The sequence below is a fragment of the Mesorhizobium sp. P2_F8 genome, assembly GCF_056403655.1.
Genome location: NZ_JBFUFB010000003.1, coordinates 104,933 through 123,890, shown reverse-complemented (window position 1 = coordinate 123,890; position 18,958 = coordinate 104,933). Strand labels below are relative to the sequence as shown.

Genomic DNA, 18,958 nt, shown 5'->3' with positions numbered 1-18,958 from the left:
TATGGCCTCCGAGGCGGAAATTTGACCGCCTCGTAATCAGTCAGTCCCGCACTGCCTCGAAGAATTGCGTGGCGTCTGCGTCGATCGTTTCCACAACTGTCCACTTACAAAGGGTGCAAGGCGCTAGAGCGCCCGATTTGAATTCTCCATCTCCCGTACCACCTTCGGCGGGGACCGCCTGATGAAATCGCTGGTTGCCTCGGCTCCGAGCGGTCGCCCCAGGAGATTACCTTGCAGGCAATCGCAATTTTCCTTGATCAGCCATCGTGCCTGTGCCGACGTCTCGACCCCCTCGGCAGTGACACTTATTCCCAGGCCGTGCGCCAGGTTGATGATCGATCGCACGATCGTTTGGCTTTTGAGATCGGTCTCCAAGTCCGCAATGAAGTACTGATCTATCTTCAAGGTGTCGAAGGGAAAGTTCTTGAGGTAGCTCAACGACGAATAGTATGTGCCGAAATCGTCGAGCGAAATTCGTATCCCCAAGACGTTCAGGGTATTCAACGTGTCGATATTGTCGATCGTCTTCTCAAGAAGAACGGTCTCGGTTATCTCTAGTTCAAGTCTGTCGGCCCGGATTCCAACTGCGTCGATGATCTGGGCGACCGTGTCCGTCAGCGTACCGCTGAGGAACTGAGCTGGCGAGAGGTTCACTGCGACTGTCAGCGAAGAAGGCCACTTCAAGGCCTGCCGACAGGCTTGCTCGAGCACCCATCGTCCAATCTCATCCATCAGACCGTCGGCTTCGGCGATCGGTATGAACACGCTGGGTGGAATGGTTCCGACGTCGGGATGCCGCCACCGCAGCAGCGCTTCGAAACCGATCGTCGACGAGGGAGGCCGAATGAGCGGCTGATACTCCAGATAAAGCTCGCCTCGCTCCAGCGCGGTTCGAAGGCTGCGCCTCAGATTCTCGCGTTGCTCCAGCAAGAGCAGCATCGAACGGTTGAATGTTCGAGCGCAGCCGCGTCCATCTGTCTTGGCAGCGTAAAGAGCAATGTCAGCGGCTTTCATCAGCTGCTCGCCATCGGTCCCGTGCTCGGGCCCGAAAGCAATTCCGATACTCGAGCCGACGAAGACGGGAATGCCGTTGATGACGAACGGTTGCTTGAATGCGTCGACCAGCGACCCGGCGAGGCGCTCAGCCTCTGCTGGCTGCTCTTTTCCCAATTGGATAACGGCGAACTCATCGCCGGCATACCGGTACGCCGATTCGCCGTCCTGCAGCGCGTCGCGGATACGACCCGCCGCGAGCTGAAGAAGTGTATCGCCCGCCCCGTGGCCGAGCGTGTCGTTGACCGCTTTGAAATCGTCCAGGTCGATTTGCAGCAGGGCGGCTTTCGGCTTTGGTCCGCCGAGGGCCACCATTGCTTGCTGCAGCCGCTCGCCGAATCGCCGCCGATTCTGCAGTCCGGTCAGCGCGTCGTGCGTTGCCTGATGGAGCAGAATTACATGCTCTTGCTCCTCCGCAACGCTCCGCCCGCCATGGTCCCTTGATTCGATGATTCCGGCACCATTTGCAGTGCTGAAGACAAAAACCGACCGGGGCGCTCCGCCCGATGATCGCGGCAGGTCGAGGCTTGCCGGAGAGCCACCCTCGAAGACACGAAGAAATTCGTCGCGATACCTCGCATCGAGAAAGCTCGGGTAGATCTCCCAGACGGCGGCGCCCAGCGCCACCGCGGCTCCGTACACGCCTTTGAGCCTTGTTGCGTAGTGCGTCAGCCGGAAGTCGCGGTCATAGAACGACAAAAGTTCGGTCGTGTTCGCCAAAAGGTCAAAGAGAACCCCTTCGCCGGCACGTGGAGCATCGACCGAGGAAGGCCCCTCGCTCTCCGTGCCGACGCCTGATGCCTCTGGGCGCAAGAGCCACCTCCATAAGCGATGCAGATTCGCGCCGCCCAGTCTAAAAATAGCATAAACGTCAAGCTTGGCAAACTTTCAACTCGCAGTCTTAACAAGGGCCGCAAGCAGCATAGTTGCCATAAATGCTCCGCTGTGATTGGCGGTAAATTGTCGATAACGATCAACAGTCACAGTTCGTTAACAGATCGTGAATTGACGGGAATCAGCTATGCGATTTGATAGCGCGGTGGATGCCGCAAGAAGATATTGTGGTTGACGATATCGTGGTCCATGAGGACGCGTAGCCTTCCCAGCCCCCGGGCAAGCCTCTTTTGAGCCCGCCCCGTCAGCAACGCCGATCTCCGTATTCAGTTTCCGAGCGCCTTGAGCCAACCTTCAAAGGAAGAGGCCTTCTCGTGTCCAGCAAGCGAAACGGAGTGGGCGGAGCGCGGCAACACCACAGTGCCGCGGCCTTCGCGGGGGCTGTAACCGAACTCCTTGCTGAATGCCCGGCTGAAATTAGCCGCTGAACTAAACCCGAAGGCTTCGGCAATTTCGACAATACGCCGCCTGTCCGCCGCATCGCTAAGCGCGACATGTGCCGCCAGAAGGCGGCGGCTTTGTATGTAATGGAGAACCCCACCGCTCGGTTCGAACAGCTGATAGAGACGAGAGCGCGAGACGCCGAGCGCCCGGCACATTGAATCCGGTGTCAGATGAGCCGCATCCAGATTGTTCTGGACGTATCGACGCGCTCGCTCCATCAGCGCGACACTCGCCAACTGTTCGGCGGCCGCGGCATGTTCGGCCGGAGGCGCGAGGCAGGCAATGATCATGCTGCGAGTTGCGTGTACGATGCGGGGCAGGTCATCAGCCGTGAGACTGGGCAGGCTGGCTTCGATGCTGTTGACGTGGTCGACCAGAAGGTTGGCAAAGTTGCCTGACAGAATTGAATTGTTCCTTGCGTCGAGGTTTGCCGCGGCGTCAGAGAACAAATCACGCGGAAGATAGAGAAGGAGACATTCGGAGTCTGTTGTCCTCCCGCGAAACGGGTAGCCAAGCGATCTGATCTCCAATTTGCCCGGTTGGCCTTCTGCAATGCGGCGATCGACCTCCGTCCACGACCGGCCGGTACGTGGCAAGGCGATATACCAGTGATCGATCGCGCTGGACCGAAGCTTCGCGGCAGAACGCATGTAACTATGCGCCGGCGCGTGCTGTTGAACGATCAGCATGCCACCGAGATTCCAAGCCGTGTGGCCGGCGGGAAAGCCATCGTCCAGCGATTTGCCATCCGGCAACCTGACCTCGACAAGCGGAGCCATATGCGCTTGCCAAGCGGCGAATTGATCCTGCGGCGCCAGTTCGAGCGTTGAAAAGGACAGCGGTTCGAGCGCCGGCGCGAGTGACGGGGCAGACTCATTATGGGGTTGAGCCTCGCGCGGCCAACGACGTCGATCACGCTCCGGCGTCTGCCCAGGGGGCTCGTCTTGCCTCTTAGTGTCCATCGTATGGTGCCATATCCGATTCCGGTATGCCCATGCCCCTCTCAATCATGTGGTGTATCTCAGGCTTCTAGCAAGACTGGCGGAACTCTAGTCCACTGAAACGGCGATCACGCTGGATTACAGTAAGAAATAAATGCCGAGATAAGTTTCTGGATGCGAAGCTAACGACACTCTTCAACCTGTTGCTTATAGAATCGGGCATCATGAAATCGTAGTTGAGGAGGCCGTCAAAATGAACACAAAGCTCGACAGCGAAGCTCGTCGCAAGATCATTCTTGATGGATACGGTAACAACGAACCGTTGAAGGATATTGCGGCAAAAATAGGGTGTTCACTGGCCAGCTTGAAAGTCACCGCCAGCAAGATCGGTTGCACTCGAACTCCGAAAGAGGCGGCTGACTTTCGACGTGGGTTTCATATCCCGGAGGACAAACGGCGGGACTACCATCAACTCATGACTGTTGGACAGTATAAAGCCCGCGAGTGTGCGCTGATTTTGGGACTCTTAACACAGCAAACATCCAACGGCGAGTAAACTGTTTCCAATACACTATCGACGATAGTGCCACTCGAACAGTCCATCGCCTCGGCGGTTCATCAGCAAAAGACCCTCCGCAAGCACGAGCGGCGGGCTCTGAAAGGTTCGCGCAGATGCTGCGCCGGCGCTCCAATCGCACCTGCCTGAGCCATCATGATCTGGCGATTTGCGAACGTGTGTTCAACCAGGTATGCGCGGATGAGGATCTCGATCCTTTGGACCCGAAAGCCGAAATCTTGGCGATGATGGTTGTGGCCCTTGTTCGAAAAGCGCACACCAGCGAGCACGAACTGCTGGAAGCCGTCAGATCTCGTCGGCAAAAGGTCGCGAGAAACAGGCACTAGTGCATGCCGTCCAAAGCATGCTGCGGTGTTGGTGCATCGACAGAAACCTAAGGCGCATGATTCCGTTCAGTCGCTTTAGCCAAGGCACCGGAGTTGATAGAAGTTGGCATGGCATAATCCATCGGAGCAATCGCCGTGACCGACACCAAGCTTGCCGACACCTATCGCAGCTATATCGCTTGCCTCAACAATCAGGACTGGAGCACGTTGCACCGGTTCGTCCATGACGAGGTGCACTACAATGGCGACCGGGTCGGGCTGTCCGGCTATCGCAAGATGCTGGAGCGGGATTTTTCCGAGATCCCTGACCTCTATTTCGACATCCAGCTACTGATCTCCGATACGCCTTTCATAGCCAGCCGGCTTCAATTCAACTGCACGCCCAAGGGAAATTTCCTTGGCCTGCCCGTCAACGGCAGGAAGGTCTCCTTCAGCGAGAACGTCTTCTATGAATTTCTCGACGGCAGGATCAGGCACGTCTGGTCGGTCATAGACAAGGCGGCCATCGAAGCGCAGCTCTAATGGAAGAGGACGGCGGCGGCTGCGCGATGAGACCACCAATCGTTCGATAAAATCGATCGTTCTAACGAAAATAATTCGTTGGAAAGATCGGTTCAGGAATGGCATTCCTCCGGCATACACGCCTGGAGCATTGCATTGTCTTCCCTTACCCACATCGCGAACGATATTCCGAAGAGCCTGATTTCCGTCGAACTCGCCCAAGGTCGAAAGTCGCTCAATTCGGTGTGGAACGGCGTTGTGCCCGGCATCGTGCTGGTCGCGATGATCACAGGCGTCGCCTTCTCGGCCCGCAATGTGTCCGGCTTCGCTCTCTTCAGCCCGATGATCCTCGCTGTCGTCGCCGGCATGATCTATTCCAACGTGCTCGGCACCCCTGCCCACGCCAAGGCCGGCATCGCGTTTTCGCAGCGCCGGCTGCTGCGCTTCGCCATCGTGCTGCTCGGCTTCCAGCTGACGCTTGGCCAAGTGGTGTCGATCGGCGCCGGCGGCGTGGGCATCGTGGCGCTGACGCTTGGCTCCACCTTCCTCTTCACCATCACGCTTGGCCGGCTGATCGGCGTCGACGCCAAGCTGGCGCAGCTGATCGCCGCCGGCACCTCGATCTGCGGCGCCTCGGCCATCGTCGCCACCAACATCGTCACCGACGCGCGCGACGAGGACGTCACCTACGCCGTCGCCTCGATCACGCTGTTCGGCACCGTCGCCATGCTCGGTTTCCCGCTGCTGGCGCCATTGCTCGGCCTCGACCAGCACGCTTTCGGCCTGTGGGCCGGCGCCTCGATCCATGAGGTGGCGCAAGTCATCGGCGCCGGCTTCCAGAACGGCACCCAGTCCGGCGAGATCGCCACCGTCGCCAAGCTGACCCGCGTTGCCATGCTGGCGCCGATGGTCATCGCGCTCGGCCTGATGGCGCGCCGCAAGAGCAGCAATCAGTCGGCGGCACGACCGCCGATGCCCTGGTTTGTCGCCGCCTTCGTCGCCGTCGTGGCGTTAAACAGCCTCGTCAGCGTGCCGGCCGAGGTGAAGTCGGCGATGGCGCTCGCCACCACCATCATGCTGACCATGGGGCTGGCCGCCATGGGCCTGCAGGCCGACATTTCGCAGCTGCGCTCGCGCGGCCTGCGCCCGCTGGCGCTGGCCTTCTCGGCCTTCCTGTTCATCGGCTGCTTCAGCCTGATGCTGGTGAAGCTCGTCTGAGGCGCTCTAGGGCGTTCGAACATTCAGTCCTCGAACGAGCTCGCGGCGGCATAAATCGCCGCCAGCGTCTCGATGCCGGCCTGGTCGGCCTTGTCGAAGCGGCCGGGCAACGGGCTGTCGAGATCGAGCACGCCGAAGACGCCGTCATCGTCCTCGAGCAGCACGACCAGCTCCGAACGCGAGTCGGCATCGCAGGCGATATGGCCGGGAAAATCATGCACGTCCTCGATCAGCATCGAGGTGCTCAGTTCCACCGCTGTTCCGCAGACACCCTTGCCGACCGCGATGCGCACGCAGGCCGGCTTGCCCTGGAACGGCCCAAGCACCATCTCCTCGTCGGATTGCAGGAAATAGAAGCCGGCCCAGTTGAGGTCGGGCACCATCTGGAAAATCAGCGCCGCGGTGTTGGCGGCGTTGGCAATCGAATCGCGTTCGCCCTCGAGCAGCGCCTTCAGTTGCGCGGCGAGGTCGCGGTAGAACGCAGCCTTGTCCGAGGTGTCGATGGCCTTGGCCGCAAACATCGCTTGTCTCCGTATCGAGGATCGCGGTTCGTTTCGGCAAGCTCTCTGCACCAAACGACCACTGGGCGATACTAGCGTGAATTCCGGTCGCTGCGAAAGTCGCGAGAAGGATGCCCGGTCCGATACTCGGCAGCACGGCACGTCCATCGAACCGTGCTGCCTTGATCAAGAAGGCAAGTCCATCAGCCGGCGGGCTTGTACGCGCCAGCAGCCTTGTTGGCAGCCGCGAGCACTGCCTTCATATCGAGTTCTTCCAGTACAACCATATCTGTCAGCGAGCCGCTCGCTCGCACCGCAAGGGATATGCCCATCCCTGCGACCTGGTCCGGCACCTCGCCATTGACGACGACGTCATAAATGCCGCGCGTGAACATCACGCTGGTCATCTTGCCGCCAACGCTTTCAAAAAGCGCCTTGACCGCAGCTTGCCTGTCTGACCCCTGCATCAATCCTTTGGCGGCGTGAGGCGCATAGCTTGCCAATATGGTCACTTTCATGACTATTCCTCCCAATGTCATTGTCTCGTGACTGCTCGACAAATTCGAGCCGGCACGGAGTGATTTTTTCGATAGCAACTGCAGGCGCCCTTGGACGCCTTGACGGCCAAGGGCCCACTGCCCGCCAAATATGCGCTGAAGCTAATATAATGACAATACCGGACACCCCGACACCGCCTACAGGAACTGGCTGGACGTGTTCGGCCGGCCCGATGGACTCGCGCCGCTGACGCGCTATGTGATACTGGCGTTGCGCGGAAGTAGCGACGGCTCCGTAGCGCTCACATCGGGCGTTTGGGCTCGCTCTTTGAAGGCGCTGCCGTGTCGGAATCGGACTTCTTGTGCTTGTCGGCGGCAATCCTGCGGATGCGGTCGAAGCGGCTTTCCTCGGTGATTTCGGTCGTAACGACCGTCTCTGGCTTCTGCACGAACGTGATCATGGATCCGTCTCCTGGGCTAGAGGCCTGCGCGCCGGGGGAGACTGCCCCCGGCGGTAATATCCGGCTCCTAGAACCGGCGTAGATTCATGTCAGGCCGGGTCGAAAACGGTGGTTTCCGAGCAGGCCGGCATCACCTGAAACTTTAGTAGCCGCCCATGCCGCCGCCATTGCCTGCAGGTGCGGCATCCTTGGCCGGGATGTCGGTGATCATGGCTTCAGCGGTGATCAGCAGTGCCGCGATCGAGCCGGCATCCTGCAGTGCGGTGCGCACCACTTTCGCCGGATCGACGATACCTGCCTTGATCATGTCGACATAGACCTCGTTCTGGGCGTCGAAGCCCTGATTGTGGTCCTTGCTGTCGGTGAGTTTGCCGACCACGATCGAGCCTTCGACGCCGGAATTCTCGGCGATCTGCCGGATTGGCGCTTCAAGAGCCCGCAGCACGATCGAGATGCCCGCCGTGACGTCGTCATTGGCGCCGGCGAGACCCGCAAGCGCCGACCTTGCGCGCAGCAGAGCCACGCCGCCGCCGGGCACGATGCCTTCTTCAACCGCCGCGCGCGTCGCATTCAGCGCGTCGTCGATGCGGTCCTTCTTTTCCTTGACTTCCGACTCGGTGACGCCACCGACGCGGATGACGGCAACGCCGCCGGAGAGCTTGGCCAGCCGCTCCTGCAGCTTTTCCTTGTCGTAGTCGGACGTCGTCTCCTCGATCTGGCCCTTGATCTGGGCGACGCGCGCCTGGATGGTCGCCTTGGTGCCGGCGCCGTCGATGATCGTGGTGGTGTCTTTGTCGATCAGCACGCGCTTGGCGCGGCCGAGCATCTCGATGGTGACGTTTTCGAGCTTGATGCCGAGATCCTCGGAAATCATCTGGCCTGATGTGAGCACGGCGATGTCTTCCAGCATCGCCTTGCGGCGATCGCCAAAGCCCGGCGCCTTGACGGCCGCGACCTTGAGGCCCCCGCGCAACTTGTTGACGACCAGCGTGGCGAGCGCCTCGCCTTCGACGTCCTCGGAGATGATCAGCAGCGGCCTGCCGCTCTGCACCACCGCTTCGAGGATCGGCAGCATGGCCTGCAGATTGCCAAGCTTCTTCTCGTGGATAAGCACATAGGGCTCTTCCAGCTCGACGCGCATCTTGTCGGCGTTGGTGACGAAATACGGGCTGAGATAGCCGCGATCGAACTGCATGCCCTCGACGACGTCGAGCTCGGTCTCGGCGGTCTTGGCTTCCTCGACGGTGATGACGCCGTCATTGCCGACCTTGTCCATCGCCTTGGCGATCATCTCGCCGACGCTGGCATCGCCATTGGCGGCGATGGTGCCGACCTGCGCGATCTCAGCCGACGATTTGACCTTCTTGGCGCGCGCCTTGATTTCCCCAACGACGGCGGTGACCGCCTGGTCGATGCCGCGCTTGAGGTCCATCGGGTTCATGCCGGCAGCGACCAGCTTGGCGCCTTCGCGCAGGATCGAGGCGGCCAGCACGGTGGCGGTGGTGGTGCCGTCACCAGCAAGGTCGTTGGTCTTCGAGGCCACTTCGCGCACCATCTGGGCGCCCATGTTCTCGAACTTGTCGGTAAGCTCGATTTCCTTGGCGACGGTGACGCCATCCTTGGTGATCCGCGGCGCGCCATAGGCCTTGTCGATGATGACGTTGCGGCCCTTGGGACCGAGCGTGACCTTCACCGCATTGGTTAGGATCTCGACGCCGCGCAGCATGCGGTCGCGTGCATCGGTGGAGAATTTGATTTCCTTGGCAGACATTTTTTTAATCCCGTTCGTGTGGTGGAGTGAACCGCTCGCCGGAGCCTGGCAAAAGCCGGCTCCTCATTGGTCAGGCGGCCTTCTTGGCCTCGACGGCCTTCTCGATGACGCCCATGATGTCGGCTTCCTTCAAGATCAGCAGGTCCTCGCCGTCGATCTTGACCTCGGTGCCCGACCATTTGCCGAACAGGATGAAGTCGCCGGCCTTGACGTCGAGTGCGATCAGCGCGCCGCTTTCGTCGCGTGCACCCGGGCCGACGGCGATGACTTCGCCTTCTTGTGGCTTTTCCTTGGCATTGTCGGGGATGATGATGCCGCCCTTGGATTTGGTATCGCCTTCAGCGCGACGAATGACGACGCGGTCGTGGAGTGGCCGAAATTTCATGGGAACTTCTTTCTGGGGCCGGCACAGGCGGCCACGCCCGTCCTATATAGACGCGTTGGCACTCGATAGATAGGAGTGCCAAAAATTATTCGCCGCCGGAATTAAATATTCAAAAGTATTATTTTGGTTAGCCGTTTCGTGATATCGCCGATTGGTCAAATAATTCAAAAAATTGAATTTTGCCGATTGAGTGCCTATTTATCGGACAAGTTCGTTTTCACGATTTCAGGCACAAGGGAGATTTCTTCGATGGCCGAAGGCAATCAGACGATCATGGAAAAAGCTGAAGCCCGCTTTGTCGACAAGCAGAAGAAAACGGCGGAGCGCAACAAGGCAACCGCTGAATACATGTCCGAGGCACGGGCCAGGGAGATCAAGACCGCAAGGCTTCGGGAGCTGCGGCTGGCCAAGGAAGAGGCAGACCGTGTCGCCGAAGCGCTGAACCCGACGCCGAAGAAAAAGCGGGTGGTCAAGAAAGCCACGGAGGTCAAGACATGAGCCTGACCTTCCCCAATCGCAGCCGCAGCTATGACGAAGCCGGCAAGCGCATCCGTTTCGTCGGCCATGACGGCATGTTCCAGATCTCATTCTCCGTCGCCGCCGATGCGATGACCAGGATGCAGCCGGCGACCGCGACCAATGAAGCCGGCTATCTCGCCACATTCGATACTGAGAGCAGCGCCATCCGCGACGTGGCGTCGAAGGCCTACGACCGCACCCGCAAGAGCATGTACGTGCTGACGGCCGCCGATTTCGGCTGATCAGCCTGGTGCATGTCGCTCAAAACCGGCCCCGGCTGTGAGACAACGACATCCATGGAAGCGAAGATCAACGATCCATCTTCTCGACCATGGTGCGTATCTTTTCAGCCTTTTCAAAATGGTCGAGGCGGTGAGTTCTGATCCACCATTCGGCGGCTTCCATCAAAAGGTCGGGGTCGTCGTTCCTGTTGGCGAAGAACGCGTAGAACGATACGCCGACGCCAGGCCCTTTCTCGGAAATCTTGCGGTCACAGACCTCCAGTATCTTCTGCTTCAGGCTGGCTCTCACGGGAATCCTCGGTTTGCGGTGTGGCGAGCTCTTGCCGGCGGCATAGTGCCGACCTCGGCGGCTGCACAGGTCAGGACTTGCGCTCTGCCCTCTCCCGACGCTTGACGTCACGAACGTTCATCTGCACGACCATGTCCTCGGCCTCGCGCGGGCCCATCCCGACCATCACCTTTTGCCGGATCACGGCAGGCTGGCCGGTGAAGACATCGATGATGGTCCAGCTCTGGGGCAGCTCCATGCGCAGCGCGTAGCGGTTGGCCATGCCGGTCAGCCCTGTATCATGAAAAACACCGCCGCCAGGATCAGCACCGTCCAGGCGATGACCGACAGTTTCAGCACCATGCCGCCATGTGTGGCCAGAAACTCCCGCAGCCGCAACGCGACACCTGCCGACGAAGCCGGCGCCGCGACGGTGGCGACAGGCGCCTTGACGCCAAGTTTTCCAAACACAGGCAGCAGTGACGGTTCACGCACGAAAATGACCTCGAATGTCGGGGAAGGAGCCGGAGCAAGAATGCTCCCTTGCCTTGCATAGCACTCTTTTCTCGAGCGCCCTGCATGCCAAATGCAGATAGGGACGGCGTTGGTGAAAGATGCGCGGCGCCCGTCGACTAAGGCCGTACGACACGCCGGAGCTTGGCCCTCAGGCCGCGGCGCTGCGACCCTTCGCGGCGGGGTCTGACTTGAAGATGCGGAACGTGTTGCGCCCTGCCGCCTTGGCGGCATAGAGCGCGGTATCGGCCTGCATGAACAGGTCGCACGGTGCGCCAGCCTGGGCGAAGGCGATGCCGACCGAGGCCCCGAGCCTGAGCGACTGGCCGCAAGCGCTGACCGGCTTGCCCATCGCCTCGATGATGCCGCGCGCCAGGCCGGAGACCGCGCCGCGGTCGAGATGCGGGCCGAGCAAGACCGCGAACTCGTCGCCGCCGACGCGCGCCACCAGATCCGCCTCGCCGCAGCTGCCGGCAAGCCGCTCAGCCGCCGCCTTCAGGCATTCGTCGCCGACGACATGGCCGAACGTGTCGTTGACGGCCTTGAAGCCGTCGAGATCGATCAGCAGCAGCGCGCCGAGCGGGCGGCCCTCGTCCGTATGCGCAAGCCGCGCCTGGAACCGGCCGCGATTAGCCAGCCCCGTCATGACGTCATATTCGGCCAGATAGCGCATCCGGTCAGACAGGATCTTTTCCTCGGTGATGTCCTGCTTCATGCCGAAGATCCGCACCGGAACGCCGTCCTCACACTCGACCGTCGCAGTGATGCGGATCCAGCGGCTGCGGCCGGCAAGGGTGGTGATCTCGGCATCTAGGGTGAAGCCGTTGCGCTCGGCGATCGCCCGGCCGCGCAGGCTGTCCAACGCCTTGCGCGACTCCGCCGGGTAGCACTTGATGATCTCCGAGCGATCGAGCGCTGAGCCGCGCGGCAGGTCGAACAGGTCATAGACCACGTCGGTCCAGGTAAGCCGCTCGTCGGGCAGGCTGCATTCCCACACGCCGAGGCGCGCGGCTGCCGAGGCGCGGTCAAAGATTTTGCGGCTGTGGGCCAGTGAAAGCTGTTGCTTGGCAATCAGTTCGGCCTGCGCCGCGATTTCCGCCTTGAGCCGGGCGATCGTGGCGGCTTCTCGGCGGCGTTCGTCCGAGCGGCTGTCGTGCCTTGCCCCCCTGCTGGGCTGCGAGACATCGGTTCGCGCCAGGCCTTTCGGGGTGTAGGGCGTATCGGGCATGGCGGAGCTCTGCTGTCCTGGCGAGCGACCACCATGACGCGCAAGCGATTAACACTTCACTGACGGGTGGCCGGACTTCGCCGGAATTTTGCCGCGAAAATCCCACCCACGGGCGCCGGCAATTTTTCCCTTGAACAAGCTCTGGATGTAGCCTAGCCTTACTTGAGAAAAGGTTTTTCCAAAAGTTTTGACCGAGTTGGCCGCAAGGTTGGCTCTTTCTCTGGACTGTAAGGGAAAACCTTTTCCCAACTAAGGATTTTGGCGCGATGGCATCGGAGCCTGTCCCGGTCTTTTCCAAGCCAGTCACCTTGCGTGACGTGGCGGCGCAGGCCGGCGTCAGCGTCGCCACCGCTTCCAAGGCGCTCAACGACCAGGGGCGCATGACCGCCGAGACGCGCGAGCGCATTCGCGAGACGGCGAGGCGTCTCGGCTTCCGGCCCAACAGCCTGGCGCAGAGCCTGCTCAGGCGGCGCAGCTTCACCGTCGGCCTGCTCACCAACGATACCTATGGCCGCTTTTCGCTGCCGCTGATGTCGGGCATTTCGGACGCGCTGGTCGACAATGGCGTCTCGGTGTTCCTGTGCAATGTCGAGGAGGATCCGCGCCTCGGCCAGATGCATGTCGACGCCATGCTCGACAAGCGCGTCGACGGCATCATCGCCACCGGCAAGCGCATCGACCGCCATCTGCCGGTCGACCTCAGCAATCTGCGCGTCCCGGTGATCTATGCCTTCACGCAGCCCGATCCCGACGCCATCGCCTTCGTCTCGGATGATGCCGGCGGCGCGCGGCTGGCCGTCGAGCATCTGTGCCGGCTCGGCCGCCAGCGCATCGCCCACGTGACGGGGCCGGCGAGCTTCGCCGTGGTGCATGCGCGGGCGCAGGCTTACCGCGACGTGCTGGCCGAGAACGGCTTGCCGGTCACCGAGCCGCTGCTCGGCGCCTGGTCAGAAGGCTGGGGTCACGAGGCGGTGGCGCAGCTGTTCGACAGCAGGAATGAAAGGCCGGACGCCGTCTTTTGCGGCAACGACCAGATCGCACGCGGTGTCATCGATGCCTTGCGCGAACGCGGCCTCAACGTTCCCGGCGATGTCGGCGTCATCGGCTTCGACAATTGGGAGATCGTGGCCGAAGCGACGCGCCCGCCGCTGACCTCCGTCGACATGAACCTGGTCGCCCTCGGGCGCGAGGCGGGGCTGACCCTGCTGTCGCTGGTCGGCGGCCAGCCCGCCGCGCCGGGCATTCGAAAACTGCCGTGCCGGCTGGTGGTGCGGCAGTCATGCGGCCATCCGCTGGATGGCTGAAAACCACGCGCCGCGCGATCGGCGCCAAGCCGCGGACCGCGGCGAACCCTGGAGGAGGAGAACATGAGGAACCTGATTGCCAAACTGGCCCTGGCCGCTGCCGTACTGGGTGGCGGCATCAGTGCCGCGGCCGCCGAGACGGCCAACATCTGGGTGCGTGCCGACGGCTCGAATTTCATGCCGAGGATCGTCGACGCCTATAACAAGGCGCACACCAACCAGATCAAGCTGGACATCATCCCCAATGCCGAGATTATCCCGAAATATGGTGCGGCGGCCGCCGGCGGCACGGCGCCCGACGCGCTGTCGCTCGACCTGATCTACACCCCGTCCTTCGCCGCCGCCGGCCAGCTCGAGGACATCACCGACTGGGCGAAGTCGCTGCCCTACTTCTCCAGCCTGTCGCCCGCGCATGTGAAGACCGGCACCTACAAGGACCACATCTACGGCCTGCCCTTCTCGGCCGACGCCTCGGTGCTGATCTGGAACAAGAAGCTGTTCAAGCAGGCCGGCCTCGACCCTGAAAAAGGTCCGACCAACTGGGCCGAGATCGCCGCCGACGCCGAGAAGGTCAACGCGCTCGGCGGCAACATCAAGGGCTTCTACTTCTCCGGCAATTGCGGCGGCTGCAACATCTTCACCTTCACGCCGCTGATCTGGGCGTCGGGCGGCGACATCCTGAGCGAGGACGGCTCGAAGGCGACGCTGGACAGCCCGCAGCTGCGCGGCGCCATCGATCTCTACCGCTCGATGGTCAAGAAGGATCTGGTGCCGGCAGGCGCGCAGACCGATACCGGTGCCAACTTCTTTGCCGCGTTCGCCGCCGGCAATATCGGCATCTCGCCGTCCGGCGCCTTCGCCATCGGCGCGCTCAACACCCAGTATCCCGATGTCGACTACGGCGTCACCTTCCTGCCGGGCAAGGACAGCGGCTGGTCGTCCTTTGCCGGCGGTGACAATTTCGTCGTCACCAAGAGCACCCCGAAACTCGCCGTGGTGAAGGAGTTCCTCGATTTCGCCTATTCGCTCGAGGGCCAGACCATCCTGGCCAAATACGGCAGCCTGCCGGTGCGCGGCGACATCGCCAAGGAAGCGCTGAAGGATCTCGATCCGCGCTACCAGATTGCCGCCGAGGCCATGGCCAAGGGCCGCACCCCCTATTCCGTGGTGTTCAACGATTTGATCAACTCCGCCAACGGTCCGTGGACGCAGATGATCAACGAGGTCTTCTTCGGCGACGATGTCGACGGCGCCATCGCGAATGCACAGGAGACCATGCAGTCGATCATCGACCAGGCGCCGCAGAAGTAGCGGACGCCTCCCGGCCGCCCGCCTGTCTCCCTAGGCGGGTGGCCGGCGCGCCGCTCCTTACCCTCCCCTTTTGTGGGAAGGGTCTCTGCGAAGCAGCGGGGTGGGGGGCGGCGCCGGCCCACAACCCGGACCTGCGGTCCAACCTCCCACAAGGGGGAGGTAGGGCGGCGCGCCGGATGCAACGGAAGAGCAAGCATGACCTCCATCACAGCAGCAACCCCTGCCCCACCACGCGCCCGAAAGCTCACCGGCGCCGGCCGCCGGCAGTGGATCGGCCTGCTCTATGTCGCGCCGGCCGTCGCGCTGGTCGTCGTCTTCTTCCTCATCCCGCTCGGCATGACGGCGTGGATGTCGCTGCACAACTGGCCGCTGATGGGCGAGCGCAGCTATATCGGCCTCGGCAACTATGTCGCGATCCTGCACGACACCAGGTTCTGGAATGCGCTGCGCTTCACTGGCTGGTACACACTGGTCGTCACAGTCGCGATCTTCGCGGTGGCGTTTCCGCTGGCGCTGTTCGTCGAACGGCCGCGTCCGCTGACCAATCTCTATCGCACAATGTTCTTCATGCCGGCGGTCGTCGGCTTTGCTTCGGCCAGCCTGCTCTGGTCATGGCTCTTGAACGTCGATTCCGGCCTGTTCAGTCCCGCCGCCTATGATCTCGGCCTGATCGACAGGAAGTTCAACCTCTTGGCCACCTTCCAGCCGGCCTTCTGGTCGATCATCGCCATGGTCGTCTGGAAGGTCGCCGGCTTCACCATGATCATCCTGATGGCTGGCCTGCAATCGATCCCGCAGGACCTGCAGGAGGCGGCGGTCATCGACGGCGCCGGGCCGTTCGCCAGGTTCAGGGCGATCACCTTGCCGCTGATGCGCCGCACTTTGGCACTGGCGCTGATCCTGTCGGTCGCCGGCTCGATCCTCGCCTTCGACCAGTTCTACATCATCCTGCGCGGCGGCCCGCGCAACCAGACGCTGACCGCAGTCTACTGGATCTTCAACCAGTCCTTCGTGTCGTTCAAGCTCGGCTATGGCGCCGCGCTGTCCATGGTCCTGCTGGTCATCCTGGTGGCGCTCAGCCTCGTCCAGCTGTGGCTGCTGCGCAAGCCGGAGGGTCTCGACTGATGGCGCAGGCCACCTCCCATAACCGCAGGCTCGCCGCCCGCATCGCCGAGCATTCGACCGGCATCATCGCCTCGGTGCTGTTTGCGGCGCCGATCGTGTGGGCGGTGCTGTCGGCCTTCAAGCCGGCGCAGGAAGCGCGCCTGCCGCCCCTGCCGCCGTGGCCGACGTCGGGCGTCTCGCTGGAGAACTATGTCACGCTCAACAGCTTCGGTGACGGGCTCTGGACCTCGGCGCAGAACAGCATCTATGTCTCGGTGATGACCGTCGTGCTGTCGGTCGCCGTCAGCGTGCTGGCCGGCTATGGCTTTTCGCGGTTCCGGTTTCCGTTCAAGGACCTGTTCTTCGTCCTCATCCTGTCGACGATCATGATCCCGTTCCAGTCGATCCTGACGCCGATCTTCCTGGTGCTGACCAAGCTTGGCCTGCACAACACGCTGACCGGCCTGGTCGGCGTCTATGTGACGCTGCAGCTGCCGTTCTCGATCTTCATGATGCGCAACGCCTTCGACGCGGTGCCGCGCGAGATCGAGGAAGCCGCCCGCATGGACGGCGCCGGCAATCTCACCATGCTTGTAAAGGTGATGCTCCCGCTGGTCTGGCCGGGTGTCGTCACCATCGCGCTGTTTGCCTTCCTCGGCGCCTGGAACGAGTTCCTCGCCGCGCTGGTGCTGATGACCGACCAGTCCAAATTCACGCTGCCGGTGATGATGACAGCACTTCAGTCGGGCCGTTTCGGCGCCATCGACTGGGGCGCGGTGCAGGCGGGCGTCACCGTGATGATGGTGCCGTGCCTCATCCTGTTCCTGGTTCTGCAGCGCTTCTACATCCGCGGCCTGATGGCCGGAGCCGTCAAGTAATTCGACCGAATGGAGTAAGTTCATGACCGCATCGCCATCCACCCAAACCGTCGGAGCGGGCAAGACGGGCAAGCCCAAGCTCGCCTTCCGCCCGCTGCCGGTGCCGCAGGTCGACGTGCAGGGTTTCTGGGGCGACCGCGCCGACGCCGTCGCCAGCGCCACCGCCGGCATCCTTTACGACCGCTGTGTCGAGGCCCGCATGCTCGAGCAGATCGACCCGGACCGGCCCTCGCCCGGTGTCGTCATCCCCTTCCATGTCAGCGACGGCTTCACCGCCAGCACGGTGACGACGCAGATGTTCTGGGATTCCGACTGGGGGAAGACCATCGAGACCGCGGCCTATTCGCTCTACCGGCGCAAGAACCCCGATCTGGAGAAGAAGATCGATGCCGTCATCGACATGTATGAGAAGCTGCAGCAGCCGGACGGCTACCTCTCGAGCTGGTATCAGCGCATCCAGCCCGGCCTGCGCTGGACCAATCTGCGCGACTGCCATGAACTCTATTGTGCCGGCCACCTGATCGAAGGCGCGGTCGCCTATTACCAGGCCACCGGAAAACGCAAACTGCTCGATGTGATGTGCCGTTTCGCCGACCATATCGCCACTGTGCTGGGGCCGCGGTCCGGCCAGAAACACGGCTATTGCGGCCACGAGGAGATCGAGTTGGCGCTGGTCAAGCTGGCGCGGGTGACCGGCGAGCAGAAATACATGGAGCTGGCGAAATACTTCATCGACCAGCGCGGCCAGCAGCCACATTACTTCGACGAGGAGGCGCGCGCCCGCGGTGCCGATCCGAAGGATTTCCACTTCAAGACCTATGAGTACAACCAGTCGCACATTCCGGTGCGCGAGCAGGACAAGGTCGTCGGCCATGCGGTCAGGGCAATGTACCTCTATTCCGGCATGGCCGACATCGCCACCGAATATGGCGACGACACGCTGCGGGCGGCACTCGACCGGCTGTGGGACGATGTCACCACCAAGAGCCTCTACATCACCGGCGGACTGGGGCCGTCGGCGGACAATGAGGGTTTCACCAGCGATTACGACCTGCCCAACGAGAGCGCCTATGCCGAGACCTGCGCCGCGGTCGGGCTGGTGTTCTGGGCCAGTCGCATGCTCGGCATGGGGCCGAACGCCCGCTACGCCGACATCATGGAGCGCGCCCTCTACAATGGCTCGATCTCGGGCCTGTCGCTCGACGGCTCGCTGTTCTTCTACGAGAACCCGCTCGAAAGCCGGGGCAAGCATAACCGCTGGAAATGGCACCGTTGCCCCTGCTGCCCGCCCAATATCGGGCGCATGGTCGCCTCGATCGGCAGCTATTTCTACAGCCTGGCCGACGATGCTGTTGCCGTGCATCTCTATGGCGACTCGACCGCCCGCTTCGACATATCAGGCACCCCGGTGAGCCTGACGCAGGCGAGCCGTTATCCCTGGGACGGCGCCGTCGAGATCACGCTCGAACCGCAGGCACCGGTGGAGTTCACACTTCACCTGCGCATCCCGGCATGGAGCACCGTCGCCGAAATGACGGTGAACGGCGACCCGGTCGGCCTGGAGGATGTCACCAGCGACGGCTATGCCGCGATCCGGCGCACATGGAAAAAGGGCGACCGCGTCCTTCTCGGTCTCGAAATGCCGATCGAGCGACTCTATGCCAACCCGCAGGTGCGGCAGGATGCCGGCCTCGTCGCGCTGTCGCGCGGTCCGCTGATCTACTGCGTCGAGGCGACCGACAATGAAAGCCAGCTGCATCGCCTGACGCTGCCGAGGACGGCAAGCGTCGAGGCGCACCAGCGGCCGGAGCTTCTCGGCGGCGTGGTGACGCTTTCGGCCACCGCGCAAGCCGATGCCGGCGGCGGCTGGCAAAGCGGGCTCTACCGGCCCGCGCCGCCGGCCACCACTCAAACCCGCCTGACCGCCATTCCTTATTTCGCCTGGGACAACCGCGAGCCCGGCGAAATGCTGGTCTGGCTCAGGGACGGGTGAGACAGGCTGTGGAGTTTCCAGCCAGGCTCT

The 18,958-nt window shown here is 62.1% G+C and carries 22 protein-coding genes; 11 read left to right on the top strand and 11 right to left on the bottom strand.

Annotated features, from left to right (window positions below; all coding sequences use genetic code 11):
- Window positions 1–123: 123 nt before the first annotated feature.
- Together AC1DZP_RS07855 and AC1DZP_RS07850 are read right to left on the bottom strand one after the other, a co-directional pair.
- The gene (locus AC1DZP_RS07855) at window positions 124–1,773 is read right to left on the bottom strand and encodes a putative bifunctional diguanylate cyclase/phosphodiesterase (RefSeq protein WP_477302191.1); all 1,650 of its coding nucleotides are present in this window, start codon (window positions 1,771–1,773) and stop codon (window positions 124–126) included.
- Between the two features lie 440 nt (window positions 1,774–2,213).
- Entirely contained in the window at window positions 2,214–3,353 is a 1,140-nt protein-coding gene (locus tag AC1DZP_RS07850; RefSeq protein ID WP_477301367.1) for a helix-turn-helix domain-containing protein, read from the bottom strand.
- A 232-nt stretch (window positions 3,354–3,585) separates the two neighbouring features.
- Between AC1DZP_RS07850 and AC1DZP_RS07845 the strand changes: the two genes are divergently transcribed.
- From AC1DZP_RS07845 to AC1DZP_RS07830, 4 genes are all read left to right on the top strand, one after another.
- Window positions 3,586–3,888, top strand: a complete 303-nt coding sequence (locus AC1DZP_RS07845) for a hypothetical protein (protein WP_477301365.1) — start codon at window positions 3,586–3,588, stop codon at window positions 3,886–3,888.
- Window positions 3,889–4,004: 116 nt separating this feature from the next.
- Window positions 4,005–4,235 (top strand): hypothetical protein, encoded by a 231-nt coding sequence (locus AC1DZP_RS07840; protein ID WP_477301364.1) that lies wholly within the window; start codon window positions 4,005–4,007, stop codon window positions 4,233–4,235.
- Between the two features lie 135 nt (window positions 4,236–4,370).
- Window positions 4,371–4,757 carry an ester cyclase gene (locus AC1DZP_RS07835; RefSeq protein WP_477301362.1) on the top strand — a complete coding sequence of 129 codons (387 nt, stop codon included), beginning with the start codon at window positions 4,371–4,373 and terminating at the stop codon, window positions 4,755–4,757.
- A 135-nt stretch (window positions 4,758–4,892) separates the two neighbouring features.
- The gene (locus AC1DZP_RS07830) at window positions 4,893–5,954 is read left to right on the top strand and encodes a YeiH family protein (protein WP_477301360.1); all 1,062 of its coding nucleotides are present in this window, start codon (window positions 4,893–4,895) and stop codon (window positions 5,952–5,954) included.
- 23 nt (window positions 5,955–5,977) lie between these two features.
- Here AC1DZP_RS07830 and AC1DZP_RS07825 read toward each other — a convergent pair whose 3' ends face one another.
- From AC1DZP_RS07825 to AC1DZP_RS07805, 5 genes are all read right to left on the bottom strand, one after another.
- Window positions 5,978–6,475 (bottom strand): GAF domain-containing protein, encoded by a 498-nt coding sequence (locus AC1DZP_RS07825; RefSeq protein ID WP_477301358.1) that lies wholly within the window; start codon window positions 6,473–6,475, stop codon window positions 5,978–5,980.
- A gap of 182 nt (window positions 6,476–6,657) precedes the next feature.
- Window positions 6,658–6,972 carry a GYD domain-containing protein gene (locus AC1DZP_RS07820; RefSeq protein WP_095091143.1) on the bottom strand — a complete coding sequence of 105 codons (315 nt, stop codon included), beginning with the start codon at window positions 6,970–6,972 and terminating at the stop codon, window positions 6,658–6,660.
- Between the two features lie 281 nt (window positions 6,973–7,253).
- The gene (locus AC1DZP_RS07815) at window positions 7,254–7,412 is read right to left on the bottom strand and encodes a hypothetical protein (RefSeq protein WP_167458376.1); all 159 of its coding nucleotides are present in this window, start codon (window positions 7,410–7,412) and stop codon (window positions 7,254–7,256) included.
- 142 nt (window positions 7,413–7,554) lie between these two features.
- Window positions 7,555–9,183 (bottom strand): chaperonin GroEL, encoded by a 1,629-nt coding sequence (groL, locus tag AC1DZP_RS07810; protein WP_477301356.1) that lies wholly within the window; start codon window positions 9,181–9,183, stop codon window positions 7,555–7,557.
- A gap of 70 nt (window positions 9,184–9,253) precedes the next feature.
- A complete protein-coding gene (locus tag AC1DZP_RS07805; protein WP_477301354.1) occupies window positions 9,254–9,568 on the bottom strand; it encodes a co-chaperone GroES in 315 nt (104 codons plus the stop codon).
- 249 nt (window positions 9,569–9,817) lie between these two features.
- Between AC1DZP_RS07805 and AC1DZP_RS07800 the strand changes: the two genes are divergently transcribed.
- Window positions 9,818–10,066 (top strand): hypothetical protein, encoded by a 249-nt coding sequence (locus AC1DZP_RS07800; RefSeq protein ID WP_095091140.1) that lies wholly within the window; start codon window positions 9,818–9,820, stop codon window positions 10,064–10,066.
- Window positions 10,063–10,329 carry a DUF1488 family protein gene (locus tag AC1DZP_RS07795; protein ID WP_457153814.1) on the top strand — a complete coding sequence of 89 codons (267 nt, stop codon included), beginning with the start codon at window positions 10,063–10,065 and terminating at the stop codon, window positions 10,327–10,329. Before AC1DZP_RS07800 ends, AC1DZP_RS07795 begins: the two co-directional genes overlap by 4 nt.
- 67 nt (window positions 10,330–10,396) lie before the next feature.
- On the opposite strand, the gene AC1DZP_RS07790 is transcribed toward AC1DZP_RS07795, so the two are convergent.
- The 4 genes from AC1DZP_RS07790 to AC1DZP_RS07775 form a co-directional block, all read right to left on the bottom strand.
- Complete coding sequence (locus tag AC1DZP_RS07790) at window positions 10,397–10,618, bottom strand: DUF6500 family protein (RefSeq protein WP_477301352.1); 222 nt, start codon at window positions 10,616–10,618, stop codon at window positions 10,397–10,399.
- Between the two features lie 70 nt (window positions 10,619–10,688).
- Window positions 10,689–10,880, bottom strand: a complete 192-nt coding sequence (locus tag AC1DZP_RS07785) for a hypothetical protein (protein ID WP_095091138.1) — start codon at window positions 10,878–10,880, stop codon at window positions 10,689–10,691.
- Window positions 10,881–10,885: 5 nt separating this feature from the next.
- Entirely contained in the window at window positions 10,886–11,092 is a 207-nt protein-coding gene (locus AC1DZP_RS07780) for a hypothetical protein (RefSeq protein WP_477301349.1), read from the bottom strand.
- A 169-nt stretch (window positions 11,093–11,261) separates the two neighbouring features.
- Complete coding sequence (locus AC1DZP_RS07775) at window positions 11,262–12,338, bottom strand: diguanylate cyclase domain-containing protein (protein ID WP_477301347.1); 1,077 nt, start codon at window positions 12,336–12,338, stop codon at window positions 11,262–11,264.
- Between the two features lie 266 nt (window positions 12,339–12,604).
- Between AC1DZP_RS07775 and AC1DZP_RS07770 the strand changes: the two genes are divergently transcribed.
- The 5 genes from AC1DZP_RS07770 (at window position 12,605) to AC1DZP_RS07750 (ending at window position 18,928) form a co-directional block, all read left to right on the top strand.
- On the top strand, window positions 12,605–13,642 hold the full coding sequence (locus AC1DZP_RS07770) for a LacI family DNA-binding transcriptional regulator (protein ID WP_477301345.1): 1,038 nt from the start codon (window positions 12,605–12,607) through the stop codon (window positions 13,640–13,642).
- Between the two features lie 63 nt (window positions 13,643–13,705).
- Window positions 13,706–14,953, top strand: a complete 1,248-nt coding sequence (locus AC1DZP_RS07765; RefSeq protein WP_477301343.1) for an ABC transporter substrate-binding protein — start codon at window positions 13,706–13,708, stop codon at window positions 14,951–14,953.
- A 195-nt stretch (window positions 14,954–15,148) separates the two neighbouring features.
- The gene (locus tag AC1DZP_RS07760; protein WP_477301341.1) at window positions 15,149–16,078 is read left to right on the top strand and encodes a carbohydrate ABC transporter permease; all 930 of its coding nucleotides are present in this window, start codon (window positions 15,149–15,151) and stop codon (window positions 16,076–16,078) included.
- Window positions 16,078–16,935: a carbohydrate ABC transporter permease gene (locus tag AC1DZP_RS07755; protein ID WP_477301339.1), complete on the top strand. Its 858-nt coding sequence runs from the start codon at window positions 16,078–16,080 to the stop codon at window positions 16,933–16,935. Before AC1DZP_RS07760 ends, AC1DZP_RS07755 begins: the two co-directional genes overlap by 1 nt.
- Before the next feature lie 22 nt (window positions 16,936–16,957).
- Window positions 16,958–18,928, top strand: a complete 1,971-nt coding sequence (locus AC1DZP_RS07750) for a glycoside hydrolase family 127 protein (protein WP_477301337.1) — start codon at window positions 16,958–16,960, stop codon at window positions 18,926–18,928.
- The last annotated feature ends 30 nt before the right edge of the window (window positions 18,929–18,958 follow it).

What these genes read in the sequence shown, in the direction of transcription:
- groL (WP_477301356.1), bottom strand. Translation starts at nt 9,183, where the DNA reads ATGTCTGCCAAGGAAATCAAATTCTCCACCGATGCACGCGACCGCATG.
- AC1DZP_RS07820 (WP_095091143.1), bottom strand. Translation starts at nt 6,972, where the DNA reads ATGAAAGTGACCATATTGGCAAGCTATGCGCCTCACGCCGCCAAAGGA.
- AC1DZP_RS07795 (WP_457153814.1), top strand. Translation starts at nt 10,063, where the DNA reads ATGAGCCTGACCTTCCCCAATCGCAGCCGCAGCTATGACGAAGCCGGC.
- AC1DZP_RS07765 (WP_477301343.1), top strand. Translation starts at nt 13,706, where the DNA reads ATGAGGAACCTGATTGCCAAACTGGCCCTGGCCGCTGCCGTACTGGGT.
- AC1DZP_RS07805 (WP_477301354.1), bottom strand. Translation starts at nt 9,568, where the DNA reads ATGAAATTTCGGCCACTCCACGACCGCGTCGTCATTCGTCGCGCTGAA.
- AC1DZP_RS07815 (WP_167458376.1), bottom strand. Translation starts at nt 7,412, where the DNA reads ATGATCACGTTCGTGCAGAAGCCAGAGACGGTCGTTACGACCGAAATC.
- AC1DZP_RS07760 (WP_477301341.1), top strand. Translation starts at nt 15,149, where the DNA reads ATGACCTCCATCACAGCAGCAACCCCTGCCCCACCACGCGCCCGAAAG.
- AC1DZP_RS07845 (WP_477301365.1), top strand. Translation starts at nt 3,586, where the DNA reads ATGAACACAAAGCTCGACAGCGAAGCTCGTCGCAAGATCATTCTTGAT.
- AC1DZP_RS07775 (WP_477301347.1), bottom strand. Translation starts at nt 12,338, where the DNA reads ATGCCCGATACGCCCTACACCCCGAAAGGCCTGGCGCGAACCGATGTC.
- AC1DZP_RS07850 (WP_477301367.1), bottom strand. Translation starts at nt 3,353, where the DNA reads ATGGACACTAAGAGGCAAGACGAGCCCCCTGGGCAGACGCCGGAGCGT.
- AC1DZP_RS07755 (WP_477301339.1), top strand. Translation starts at nt 16,078, where the DNA reads ATGGCGCAGGCCACCTCCCATAACCGCAGGCTCGCCGCCCGCATCGCC.
- AC1DZP_RS07785 (WP_095091138.1), bottom strand. Translation starts at nt 10,880, where the DNA reads ATGGCCAACCGCTACGCGCTGCGCATGGAGCTGCCCCAGAGCTGGACC.
- AC1DZP_RS07840 (WP_477301364.1), top strand. Translation starts at nt 4,005, where the DNA reads ATGCTGCGCCGGCGCTCCAATCGCACCTGCCTGAGCCATCATGATCTG.
- AC1DZP_RS07825 (WP_477301358.1), bottom strand. Translation starts at nt 6,475, where the DNA reads ATGTTTGCGGCCAAGGCCATCGACACCTCGGACAAGGCTGCGTTCTAC.
- AC1DZP_RS07770 (WP_477301345.1), top strand. Translation starts at nt 12,605, where the DNA reads ATGGCATCGGAGCCTGTCCCGGTCTTTTCCAAGCCAGTCACCTTGCGT.
- AC1DZP_RS07800 (WP_095091140.1), top strand. Translation starts at nt 9,818, where the DNA reads ATGGCCGAAGGCAATCAGACGATCATGGAAAAAGCTGAAGCCCGCTTT.
- AC1DZP_RS07750 (WP_477301337.1), top strand. Translation starts at nt 16,958, where the DNA reads ATGACCGCATCGCCATCCACCCAAACCGTCGGAGCGGGCAAGACGGGC.